We start from the raw sequence: 12,403 nt of genomic DNA on the forward strand, positions 1-12,403 counted from the left end.
ACGCGACAAAAGGCTGGGCGACATGGCGGATCAACAAGGAACTGTAGAAGAAAAACCACCGATAGCCGCTGCGTCTACGGGGTCGGTGCAGGAGATCCTGCTGCGCATCACGCGCTGGCAGGTGATGATCGACAAGCGCTTGAACAGCCAGATGACGTTGCTCGAGGCGCTGGAGCATTTCGCTTTGACTGAACTGCGCAGGCATTACCCGGACGGCCATTTCGCCCCGGGCTTTGTGGTTGCGCTGCTTGACGCCATTCTGCAAAAGCTTATCGACGGCCGGCCAGTCATGTTCCTGGCGCTCCAGGACGCGCCATTTCGCTGGCCGGGGGGCGCTGACACCGGTTTACCGTCCAGCCGTCATGAGCATGTGATCCGGACGGTGGATAGCGTTTCGTTGCACTTCCTCGACCAGTACAAAAAATACCTGCGAGAACATTGGGCGACAAAAGGGCAGGAAGCGCTGTTTGATCGCCTGATCAAGCGCAAGCTGCGGCGCTATATCAAGGACATCGAGTTGCTGTTGCGCCGTGACCAACTGGCGGGCCTGACACTGGATCAATTGCGCAGCAAAATCGACCGGGCTCAGGCCCGTAGCACGCGTCGGTACCGGTTGACTGCCCTGGCAACCGGCGCAGAGAAAAAGATTCTCGAGGCGCATTCCTTCGCGCAACTGCCGTCATGGATCAAAGCGCTGAAGGAGCCGGATCGCGCCTTGTTGCGCGATTATCAGGAGCAGACGTCACTGGCGCAGGCAGCTCTCGATGACCTGCTGCAGGGCCACGGCTCGTTGCGCGACTTTGCCCGCCAGCAGGCCATCGAATACATTCAGCTCAAGCTCGACATGGCGGTTGAACCAGACCGGATCGATGTGCGGCTCAGATGGCGCTCGGCGGTCGGTGAGCCGACCCACAATCGCAGCCTCAGTGACCTGCTGGCATGCGGGCCGATCGGGCAGGACTTCGCAGCGGTACTGGAGATCAGCAGTCCTGCGCCGTTGCGCAACCAGTCACTCAAGCCGGCATTCATTGCCGACATGCTGGCGGAACAGGATTATCCGGCGGACTACCTGGGAGCCCTCGCCGAGCAGTACCAGCGCACCGACGTGCAAAAGGCACTCATCGACTGGTTCACCGTACGGCTCAAGCAGAGCGCATTCGTCGCGCGCTGCGCAGCTCATCTGGCGGATTCCGACCATGAGCGTCTGGAGCAGATGTGGTCTGGGCAAGCGGCAATGAAACCGCTGCAAGTGGCCGCTTTGACGCTGCCCAACGACATGCAATGCGCCGATCTTCTGGTGTTCTACCAGGCAGAAACTGAGCAAGCGGTGAATAACCTGGTGCTGTACGCGCCCAACAAACCCGACGGTCAGGAGTGGGTCCGGTTGCCTTCGATCGCGGCGTTGACCGGCGAAGTATGGAGCTGGACGCAGAGCGAATCCGGTCGCGAGTATCTGTTGCAGCAGCTTTCGCCGACGGCACATCACCCGGCACGTGATTATCTTGTGGCTGCGGCGGCCAGTCCTGCTCTCTGGGGCATGCAGAGTGACCTTCGACGAACGCCCTTGCCGTTCGACGAGTGCGTCGAAGCCGCTGCAAAAATGGCCCTGGCAAACAACCTGCAGCGGGTCGAGCAGGACAATTCGCTGCGCTGGTACACGACGCTCGCGCTCGAGGCTCGCCGGCGCATCAGCAGTCTGAATCAGGAACTGATCGTTCATCAGCAGGTGTTCAACGAGCTGCTGGGCGGTTTCGAGGTTTTTGTCGATTTCGCCAGGCGCTCGGTTGCCGCAGCGATCACGCCCTATATGCGCAGCAAGAACGTGCTGGAACCGGTCGATCCCGCCACTGTGTTGATCGATTACAACCCTGGCGTCGCTGACCGCAGGAAGCAGCAGGTGGCCACGCTGCTCGACCTGGCCATTCACGGCTACGATGACAACTCCGGCATCGAACATCCGAAAAAAGGCGTGCGATCGTCGGTTGGCCAGGATCTGAGCCAGGTGCGCAGCGCCGATCTGGCGTTGTATCTGCGCCGGGCGTGGCTGGGTGAAAAATACGCCAGCGAGATCCGTGGCAAATATCTCGACCCGCGTGATGCTGCCTACGAACCGCGTCGCTTTGCCTACCGCAACGTGCTGCTGTCAAAGATGGACCGTGATTTACGCGTGGCCAGAAGTCAGGCGCGATTGAGCGACGCGGTGTATTCAGCGCTGGTCCGTCAGGTCTCTCTGTTGAGCCAGGTGCCAGCGCCGGGTACGCATTTTCCGGGCGCCAGCATGGTTGAAAGTGACGGTGTGTTCAGGTTCACCGTGCGCCATCACGTCGTGCTCGGGGTGTATGTGCTGACCTCGTTCGACCCCGAGCCGTCCTGGTGGCTGTACACGCCTGATGCCCCCGACGGAATTGTAGTGCGCGCGTATCAGTCACTGTTCGGCGACATCGCCGGCGCTTTGCATGACTACTTGATGGCGCGTACGCCGGTTGCCGCGCGCAGCATCGTGTCGCGCACCCTGTATGCGATTGCGGCCAAAAAACAACGCGTCGATACGCTGCAGGAAGCGCAGCGCTTGATTGACGCCCGCAGCGAGTTCAATGCGTACATCGAGCGCGCGGTCACGGATGTGCAGGACATCACCACCAGCCGCGCGCAAATGATCGAACGCCAAGTGGTCAAGGGGCTGATGTTTGCAGCTGCACCGTTTTGCATGGTGTTCCCTCCATTTGCCTTGCTGCTCGATGTCGTGTTCATTGCCGTCAGCGCCGGTCAGGCGGTCGCTGCGCATCTGGAGGGCGACATCGATGGTGCTCTCGGCCACTGGCTGGAGGCGTCGTGGGGGGCGCTGTTTGCCATGGTCGGCGCAGGCAGTGCGATCAAGTGGCTGTGCGGTGCGGCCAGAAGTCTGAAGCACACCATGAGGCCGGTCTCGTTGTTGTCAGAGCGTCTGAATACCGTGGCTCCGCTACGCAGGGACGCGCTGCCGGCGATCCGGGAAGTACGCTTTCATGCCAGGCAGGCCGTCAGCAAGACGCCCGAACATTTGCAAAGGGTGAGCGAAGAAGGCGTCTTTTTCGGCACCTGGCGCAGCCCGCCGAGCGCTGCACAGCCGCAACCGGTCTATTACATTCGCAACAGAGGCAAGTACTTTCTGGTCAGGGAAAATCCGCATTTCGGTGGCCTGAGCCTGGTCGATGCCCGTCGCCCGACCGCCATCTATCAGCAACCGATTCAGCTTGCTCCGGGGGGCAAGTGGACACACGCCAGGGTCGGACTAACAGGAGGCAACGTGCGCAACCTTGGGCGCGTGAACAATTTGAATGATGCTTTTCCTGGAGGTGTCGAGCCCGTGCTGAACCGCGGCGCGCTGCAGGGCGAAGCCGTGGTGGCGGCTTTCCGTCCCGGATCGCAGGATAACTACCTGTTTTCGTTGAATGCGCAGAGTTGCGTCATCGCCTCGCTGTATAACCCGACGACGAGAGTGGGTGCGGTCATTCATTTTGATCACAATATTCGCCCGTTGATCGAGCGAAGTGTCACGCAGGTGCTGGAGCGTCTGGGGGGAACACCGCAGAACATTCGCGCCACGCTGGTGGGTGGCGACTGGCTGTCGGCGGGTGCTGACATCGGCGGTCCGGTCAGGCGAGTGTTGCGCGAACAGGGCCTGCAGCCGACCTGGGATTACTGGTCATACTCGTCGTGCCTGGGCAACAGCTATGGCGTGGTGCTGAATCTGAACAATGGAGTCTCGAGAGTGTTCAAGCATTCCTCTGGTCAGATTGGCAGGTTGTACAACCCGCTTATCGCCAGATCGAGCTATGCCACGGACGGGCTCTCGATACGTGCCCGAAACTTTACGAGGCGGTTCACCCGCAGACCGTTACATGAAAACGCAGCAGGAGCGGTGGTTGACGAGGCTGGCCTGGGGGCATCTGCCACAATGGTCGAGCAGCAGGCTTTCTCCACGGTAATGGTCTGATCTGCTTCTTGCAGGCATAAAAAAACCCGATCCGCAGGGATCGGGTTTTTCATGCCGCTTCAGCCTTACGACTGTTTGGCCAGCTTGTGCTCGAGGTAGTGAATGTTCACACCGCCCTTGCAGAAGCCTTCGTCACGAACCAGATCACGGTGCAGCGGGATGTTGGTCTTGATCCCGTCGACCACGATTTCGTCCAGGGCATTGCGCATGCGTGCCATGGCTTCGTCGCGGGTTGCGCCGTAAGTGATCAGCTTGCCGATCAGCGAGTCGTAGTTCGGTGGCACGGCATAACCGCTGTACAGGTGCGAATCGACGCGAACGCCGTTGCCGCCTGGGGCGTGGAAATGCTTGACCGTGCCCGGGCTCGGCATGAAGGTCTTCGGATCTTCAGCGTTGATCCGGCACTCCAGCGAGTGACCGCGGATGACCACGTCATCCTGAGTGAACGACAGCTTGTTGCCAGCGGCGATGCTGAGCATCTCCTTGACGATGTCGATACCGGTGACCATCTCCGAAACCGGGTGCTCCACCTGAACACGGGTGTTCATTTCGATGAAGTAGAAACGACCGTTCTCGTAGAGGAACTCGAAAGTACCGGCGCCACGATAGCCGATGTCGATGCACGCCTTGACGCAGCGAGCCAATACTTCCTGGCGCGCTTTCTCGTCGATGCCCGGTGCCGGTGCTTCTTCGAGAACCTTCTGGTGACGACGCTGCAGCGAGCAGTCGCGGTCGCCCAGGTGGATGGCGTGGCCCTGGCCGTCGGACAGAACCTGCACTTCGACGTGGCGCGGGTTGGTGAGGAATTTTTCCAGATAGACCATCGGGTTGCCGAACGCCGCGCCTGCTTCGGAGCGGGTCAGCTTTGCCGAGGCGATCAGGTCTTCTTCCTTGTGCACCACGCGCATGCCGCGACCACCACCGCCACCGGCGGCCTTGATGATCACCGGGTAGCCGACTTCACGACCGATGCGCAGCGCCGTTTCTTCGTCTTCCGGCAGCGGGCCGTCAGAGCCAGGAACGGTCGGTACGCCGGCTTCGATCATCGCGTGCTTGGCCGATACCTTGTCGCCCATCAGGCGGATGGTGTCGGCTTTCGGGCCGATGAAGGCGAAGCCGGAGTTCTCGACCTGCTCGGCAAAATCGGCGTTTTCCGCGAGGAAACCGTAGCCTGGGTGAATGGCGGTAGCGCCGGTCACTTCAGCGGCAGCGATGATGGCCGGAATGTGCAGGTAAGACTGAGCGGCGGACGCCGGGCCGATGCAGACGGATTCGTCTGCCAGACCCAGGTGCATCAGCTCTTTGTCGGCCTTGGAGTAAACGGCGACGGTCTTGATGCCCATCTCTTTGCAGGCACGCAGAATCCGCAGGGCGATCTCACCGCGGTTAGCGATCAGAACTTTTTCCAACTTCGCAGTCATCAAAGGCTCTCCGCGGTTCAAACGATGGTGAACAGCGGTTGGTCGTACTCAACCGGCTGGCCGTCTTCGACGAGGATGGATTCGATCACACCGCTGGTTTCAGCTTCGATGTGGTTCATCATCTTCATGGCTTCGACGATGCACAGGGTGTCGCCTTTCTTCACGGTCTGGCCGACTTCAACGAAGGCAGGCGAGGTTGGCGAAGATTTACGGTAGAAGGTGCCGACCATCGGCGAACGGGCAACGGTGCCGTTCAGCGCGGGTGCAGCAGCGGCAGCCGGAGCAGCGGCAGCGACTGGCGCGGCAGCAGGGGCAGCGGCCGGAGCCTGCATCGGGGCTGGCGCGTAGTACTGCTGCGCCGGGGTCTTGCTGTGGCGGCTGATGCGTACGGACTCTTCGCCTTCCTTGATCTCGAGCTCGTCGATGCCGGACTCTTCCAGCAATTCGATCAGTTTCTTAACTTTACGGATATCCATGAATCATCAACTCCCAAGGGTCGGTCAGGGGCGTATAGCTTGGTGTTCAAGCTGCTCTAGTGCGGCCTCCAGGGCCAGTCGGTAACCGCTGGCGCCAAGGCCGCAGATCACTCCTACCGCTACATCGGAGAAGTAGGAGTGATGGCGGAAAGGTTCGCGCTTGTGCACGTTGGACAAATGCACTTCGATGAATGGGATGCTCACTCCCAGCAGCGCGTCACGTAATGCGACACTTGTGTGCGTAAAAGCCGCCGGATTGATCAGAATGAAGTCCACGCCTTCACCGCGTGCAGCGTGGATGCGATCGATCAATTCGTACTCGGCGTTGCTTTGCAGATGCAGCAGATGATGGCCGGCTTCACGGGCGCGCCGCTCCAGATCCTGATTGATCTGCGCCAGGGTCGTCGACCCGTAGGTCCCCGGTTCCCGGGTGCCGAGCAGGTTCAGGTTGGGGCCGTGCAGCACCAGTAGCGTCGCCATCTGCGTTGTCCTTGTTATCAATGAGCAGTCGTCAGAACCCGGCGACTATGCCGCAAAGCCTTTGTGACTGTCCAGTTCCATGCAATAGGCGGCACGATGGGCGATGTTTGCGCGAAATTTGTGACCGAGGATCAGGATCCGGTCATTTGTAGTGACTGGGCTGGCGCCTTCGCGAGCAGGCTCGCTCCCACAGGGGTATGCATTCCAATGTGGGAGCGAGCCTGCTCGCGAAGGCGGTGTGTCAGACGCGGAAGGCCTGAACGGCCGTATGCAATTGGCCGCCGAGAACCAACAAATTCTCGCCCTGTTCGCGCCCTTGGCCGATGCGCAGCAGGTTATCCCCACCCAATTGATGAATGCGCTCGCTGTGATCGCGGATCTCGCTGACCGCGCCACTTTGCTGCGCGGTGACATAGGCGATGCGCACGGCGGTGTCGGCGATGGTCTGTATCGCGCCAACGATTTTGTCCAGTGCACCGTCTGCCGCTTGCGCCTGACTGGCCGTGGCTTCGGCGTGTTCGACTTGCGCGCGCATGCCTTCGACCGATTGTCGCGCGGCGGTCTGCAGGCCGGCGATCAGCGTCTGGATTTCTGCCGTGGCCCCGGCGGTGCGTTGTGCCAGCGAGCGCACTTCCTCGGCGACCACGGCAAAACCACGGCCCATCTCCCCGGCGCGGGCCGCCTCGATCGCGGCGTTCAGGGCGAGCAGATTGGTCTGGTCAGCAATCGAACGAATCACTGTCAGCACGCCGCCGATGGTTGCTGATTCTTCTGCCAGATGTTCGATCATCTGCGCATTGCCTTGAACCTCACCGACCAGCGCATGCAGTCCGGTCAGGCTCTGGCCGATTACAGCCTGCTCATGCTCGACGGCGAGACCGGCATGACGGCTGGCGTCGGCAGCCTGACGGGCATCGCCGGCCACTTGCTGAATGGTCGCCTCGAGTTCTCCCAGCGAATCGCGAATCAGCGCGGTATCGCCGGCCTGATGTTCGGCGCCGCTGTGCAGGTCATTGCTCAGTTCGGCGAGGGTGCGGCTGCTGCCCGCGACCTGCTCGGCGTTGCCGCGAATGGTGCCGACCAGATCCACCAGATAGGCGCGCAAGCGGTTGAGCGAGGCTTCGATGTCATGCAATTCGCGATTGGTCTTGCCCAGTTGGATGTCGCGACTGAAATCGCCTTCGGCCCAGGTCGACAGCGCTGGGGCGAGGTTGGTCAGGGTGCGGGCCAGGCGCCGCTGCAAGGTATCGATGAGGAGGGCGATCAGCAGAATCAGGCCGATCATCACGCCTTGCATCAGCCGCACTTCGCCCTGGATCTGCCCATGTTGCGCGCGTACCACCGGTTCGAGGCCGGCGATGGCGTGTTGCACGCTGGCGATTTTTTCGTGGGTCGCGGCGCTGAGCTCGGCGCGTTTCTGGATCTGCTCGCGGGTGCGCGCCAGTTCCGCCGGATAGCGGCCGAGCAAGCTGTTCAGTTCGCGTTTGAGGCCGACACCGGCATCTTCGGCGGCGGCTTTGTCGGTGTTTTCGATGCCCATCAACGCGGCGAAATCGTCACTGCTCGATTCGTTGCTGGCGACCACACCGAGCAAGGGCAGGGCATCGATGGCCTCGGCCTGGGCGCGCATGTTGCTCACTTCACGCTCGACATCGGCGGCCAGCTCACTGCGCCCGCTGCTCACCAGTTTGTCCCGCGCCAGCGACAGTCTGCCCAGATGCTGCGATGCGGCGAGCAGCGGCGCGAGATAAGTCGCGTTGCCATTGGCGTAGGTATTGAGCTGGTCGAGGCTGGCGCTGAGTTCGCGTTCGGCCTGCAACAGCAGCGCCTGCGGATCGCCAGCCAGTTTGCCGGCGGCGAGCAGGTCGGTTTTGCTGAACTCATCAAGGCTCGACAGGCTTGGCCGTACGGTGTCGGCCAGCGCCGGGGGCAAGTCACCCAGTTGCTTTTGCACGCTGTCGATAGCCTGGGCGGCGCTGCTCAGGCGCAGCGCGTCACCGCTGGCCAGATAATCCTCGACGTTGCGCGCTACTTCATTCTGAAATTGTTGCGACAGCCCCAGGTAACGCTCCATCAAAAGATAGGGTCGTTCGAGGGCTTTTTGCGACCACCACAGCGTGGCGCCAAGGGCCACGCAGACGGCGACCAGCAGCAGAGTGTTGAGATTGGTGAGCAACTTCAGGCGCATGACGGCTACCAACGGCAGGAATGGTAAGCGCCTGAATTTATTGCGGTTCTATTACAAAGTTATGACCGAATCAGTGGATTCCGATGAAAAAGTGGCACTTTGCTTTGACTGGCGCGCGGTCTGCACCCGATTGCGTCCTGCACCCTTGGCGCGATACAGCGCCTCATCGGCCTGGCTGGCCATCATCAGGCTGTCGGAGTCATCGCACATTTCTACTACGCCGGCGCTGAACGTGCACCAGAGGTCCTGCGGCTGTGCCGGGTAATGAATCTCGGCAAAGCGCTGGCGAATCTCGTCGAGGACTTTGTGCGCCGCGTCGATATCGGTGTCGGGCATGACAATGGCGAACTCTTCACCGCCGTATCGGCCAATGAAATCGGTCTTGCGCAACCGCTGCTTGAGAAACAGCGCCAGGCTCTTGATCACCCGGTCGCCCATGGGGTGGCCGTGGCTGTCGTTGACCCGTTTGAAGTGATCGATGTCGAGCATGGCAAAGCTCAGCGGTTTGTTCTCGCGGCGGGCGCGGAACGAGCAGTCTTCGAGCAATTGCAGGATGTGCGTGTGGTTGTACAGGCCGGTGAGGCTGTCGCGGACCATCCGTGCTTTGAGGTTGCGCGCCCGAGCGGCGCGGTTGCGCACAGTGGTGATCAGGTGCCGCGGTTTGATCGGCTTGGTCAGGAAGTCATCGCCGCCCTCGCTCATGGCGTCGAGCTGCTTGTCCAGATCGTCCTCGGCCGACAGGTAAATGATTGGCACGCTGACGTAGCGGTCATTGTGACGGATCACTTTGGCCAGCTCGGTGCCGGTGCAGGCCGGCATGTACATGTCGAGGATGATCAGGTCCGGCTGGAAATCCGCCAGCTCGGCCATTGCCTGAATCGGTTCGATCAGGGTGCGTGTGACAATCCCGGCGCTGTTGAGCAGGCGCTCGGTGTGCAGGGCCTGGGCGCGCGAGTCGTCGATGATCAGCACTTTATAAGGCTCGTACTGGGCGACGCAGGTCAGCACTTCGATTTTTTCCAGCAGACTCGATGCTTCGAGCGTGCCGGTGAGAAATTCCTGGCCACCGGCGCGCACGGCGGCGAGGCGGGTCGGGGTGTCGGTTTCGTGCAGGCTGAAGAACAGCAGCGGCAGCGGTTCTTCGAGGCCGACCTGAGCTTCGGCGGCGAGTTTCAGGCCGATGCCGGGGCCACTGAAATCCACGTCCATGACAATCGCCGCGGGCAAGCGCTCGACCATCGACGAGCGAAACGCCGCGACACTGTCCAGTGCCTGCGCGCTGAGGCCAAAGAATTCGAGCTGCTTGGCCAGTCGTTCGGCGCGGTCGTGATCCTGCAACATTACGTAGATCGGCTTGCGCAGCGGCGGCAGGAACGTCTGGTCGAGCTGATCGCCATGGCGCAGGCCAGTGCGCGACAGGCGCTGCATCAAACGATTGAGATCGGTGATCAGGCCGCTGCTGAGACGCCCACGGTTGGCATCCACCGCTTGCAGCGACTGGCTGATGTGATGCGCCAACTGAGTGTGTTCCGGCTGTTCAAAGCGCTCGGCAAAACGCAGCAGACGCAGATTCGCCTCGCTCAGTTCGGCAAGATCGACGGTGGACCACTCACTGCGTTGCAGGCGCTGCCATATCTCAAGAATCTGACGTGCCTGATGAATTACCCGCTGGGCAAAGTGGTGCTTGAGACGCTCACGGCTGGGGTCTTCTGGCTCGGTCATATCCTGACTACTAGTTAGGGTGCATGCTGAGATCGACTGGTGGCTCTATGCTAGCACCTCTTTTCCCTTAGACGAGTGTCGTACGTCAATAATCTGCTGGACGACACGATTCAGTTTCTGACCGGGTGGTTTTGTTTTTACCTCTGATTTCGACCAAGTGCCCGCATGCTGGGATTTTGCGAGCAATCCGGCCAGCGCTGTCGACATTTCACCGGTCTTGATAGGCGGCGTCTGACAGCGCTTTCTGATTTTTCTTCTACGCGCTTTCACCGGCCAGATTGGCTGGTACGGTTCAGGGATTCCCCTAGCTGCCGCCCTTCCATCATGAGCCAATGTTTCACCGAACTCGCCAGTGATGCCCAGCGCCTCAACCACAACATCACGCCCATCGACGACTGCGCCTGCGGCGAAGAGTTGTTGTATGGCGAGCGGGTGCAGGTGACAGAGGTGCCAGTGCTGACCTGCACTGGTCTATGGCGTATCTATCAGCGCGAAGCCGAAAATATCGTTGCGCCAGACGGCGTTCTGATTGCCGATCCTGTGGAGCGTAATCAGGTAATTAATGCGGCCTATGCCCGATTGTGGTTGCAGGATTCTCGTTTTCAATGGGCAGGTTTAGCGGCGTTTGCCTCAAAACAGGTCGGTTGTGGATTGCTGCATGCTTCAAACACTGTCGATCTCATAGGGCAGCAGCGGGACGCCAGAGCTCAATTACGTGGTATTCGCCGAGAGGCCGGATTGCTGACGCCGGGTCGGCTTGAAGAACAAGCGAAAGCGTTGAAGGATTACAAGGCCGCGAATGCGCGTAATCCGGTTTCCGCACTGGATCTGCACCTGGGCGGCGAGTTGACGCTCGTGCAGCAGCAATTTCGCCACGTGCACGAAATGATGGCTTTGGGGAACACCACCCTGTTTTTGGATATTTTTCCACTTCATGTGTTTTACGCCAATCGGGGACTGAAAGAATTTAGTACCTGTCTGAAGGCGCGAGAGGGGATTTACGGACATCCCATGTTTCCGGTGCTATGGCCCGTTGGGCAAAAGCAACTGAAGTTTGGACAGTACTTCGAAATATTACTGCAGGCATTTCAAGCCATTGAAGAAGGGGATATCGCGCGTAGCGTGAAGCATCTTGCGGAACATGAGCAGCGTCACATACTTCAACCGACTATTTATGAAGACACGCGCCTCATCGCTTTGCTTAGAAGCAATCACGCCTCCTTCGTCACAGGTTTTCCCTCCGGAGTAGCTCAGGCCATCGAACTCACTTTGGCCAATCAGTGCCGTTCGCTCGACGACGGACGCACGATCGGCTTTGACGACAATCCATTCGCCAATCTCGCTGACATCGAACAGCGCATGGAATTTGTGCTTCGGGCTGCGCGGCGTTTCGATGATTTGCTAAGTGGCATCCATCGCTCCGCTCTTGAAGAGTCAATAAGAGATATAGCGGCTGGAACTGTGGCGCGATGAAGCTGCGTCGATGGGTTGATGGCTGGCGATTTGTTCTGCTTGCGATCATAGCGGTCGCGTTACTGCGCTGGTCAATTGAAATCATGCAGGACGATTTCGAGATCGCTCTAACGATCAACGAGCCTTGGGAGCAGATGCGTCAACGCTCATTTGCCGCCGTCGGGCCGGTGCCATCCAGTGCTGTTTGGATCAGCAAGTCCAGATCGGGTGTGCGTTTGCGCTTCATCGATCCAGAATTCGGTTTTGTAACTCCTTTAGCTCGCGAATTCAGGATCAATGCCAAGTCAGTACAGTGGGTAGGGCGTGTTCGTCTTTCACCGCAAATGAAGCCGCTTTCACTTGATGAGGCACTCATCGTCGTCTCGGATTTGCATGCCCAACTGCGCAAAAAATGCTGGGTGGAGGCAAAAGTGATGAATGACCCTCCAATAGCGGACACGTTGCAATGGCGCACATGGTTTCACTCCCGTACGGAATATGCGACGTCGTTTTGGCTGGCAGCTGACAAGTATCAGTTGGCGATTGATTTAGAGCCATGGGGGATGAGGACTCACAAAACAGATCCGCTTTATCGAATTGTATTGACAGTTGATGAGCCCTATTTGCCGTTTGCCAATGCAGCATCTGCGAATGGTTGCGTTCGCAAAGACAGTAAAACTTCATAACT

The 12,403-nt window shown here is 59.6% G+C and carries 8 protein-coding genes; 3 read left to right on the forward strand and 5 right to left on the reverse strand.

Annotated features, from left to right (window positions below; genetic code table 11):
* The first annotated feature begins 22 nt into the window (after nucleotides 1-22).
* Entirely contained in the window at nucleotides 23-3,976 is a 3,954-nt protein-coding gene (locus FEE99_RS07540) for a type III effector 1 (RefSeq protein ID WP_041480669.1), read from the forward strand.
* Nucleotides 3,977-4,041: 65 nt separating this feature from the next.
* Here the strand turns inward: FEE99_RS07540 and accC are convergent, their stop codons facing one another.
* The 5 genes from accC to gcbA all read right to left on the reverse strand — a co-directional run bounded on the left by accC (nucleotide 4,042) and on the right by gcbA (nucleotide 10,263).
* Nucleotides 4,042-5,397, reverse strand: coding sequence for an acetyl-CoA carboxylase biotin carboxylase subunit (accC, locus tag FEE99_RS07545; RefSeq protein WP_024011424.1), 1,356 nt, complete (start codon nucleotides 5,395-5,397; stop codon nucleotides 4,042-4,044).
* Nucleotides 5,398-5,414: 17 nt separating this feature from the next.
* Nucleotides 5,415-5,873, reverse strand: coding sequence for an acetyl-CoA carboxylase biotin carboxyl carrier protein (accB, locus tag FEE99_RS07550; protein WP_016771862.1), 459 nt, complete (start codon nucleotides 5,871-5,873; stop codon nucleotides 5,415-5,417).
* 24 nt (nucleotides 5,874-5,897) lie between these two features.
* Nucleotides 5,898-6,353, reverse strand: a complete 456-nt coding sequence (gene aroQ, locus FEE99_RS07555; RefSeq protein ID WP_016771861.1) for a type II 3-dehydroquinate dehydratase — start codon at nucleotides 6,351-6,353, stop codon at nucleotides 5,898-5,900.
* A 241-nt stretch (nucleotides 6,354-6,594) separates the two neighbouring features.
* Nucleotides 6,595-8,541 (reverse strand): methyl-accepting chemotaxis protein, encoded by a 1,947-nt coding sequence (locus tag FEE99_RS07560; protein ID WP_041480668.1) that lies wholly within the window; start codon nucleotides 8,539-8,541, stop codon nucleotides 6,595-6,597.
* A 51-nt stretch (nucleotides 8,542-8,592) separates the two neighbouring features.
* Nucleotides 8,593-10,263 (reverse strand): diguanylate cyclase GcbA, encoded by a 1,671-nt coding sequence (gene gcbA, locus FEE99_RS07565; RefSeq protein ID WP_016771860.1) that lies wholly within the window; start codon nucleotides 10,261-10,263, stop codon nucleotides 8,593-8,595.
* A 324-nt stretch (nucleotides 10,264-10,587) separates the two neighbouring features.
* On the opposite strand from gcbA, the gene FEE99_RS07570 reads away from it, so the two are divergent.
* Nucleotides 10,588-11,736 carry a DUF2515 family protein gene (locus FEE99_RS07570; RefSeq protein ID WP_041480667.1) on the forward strand — a complete coding sequence of 383 codons (1,149 nt, stop codon included), beginning with the start codon at nucleotides 10,588-10,590 and terminating at the stop codon, nucleotides 11,734-11,736.
* Nucleotides 11,733-12,401 (forward strand): hypothetical protein, encoded by a 669-nt coding sequence (locus FEE99_RS07575; RefSeq protein ID WP_052392226.1) that lies wholly within the window; start codon nucleotides 11,733-11,735, stop codon nucleotides 12,399-12,401. Before FEE99_RS07570 ends, FEE99_RS07575 begins: the two co-directional genes overlap by 4 nt.
* The last annotated feature ends 2 nt before the right edge of the window (nucleotides 12,402-12,403 follow it).

It is taken from the genome of Pseudomonas sp. ef1 (assembly GCF_007293365.2).
Lineage (GTDB): Bacteria > Pseudomonadota > Gammaproteobacteria > Pseudomonadales > Pseudomonadaceae > Aquipseudomonas > Aquipseudomonas siliginis.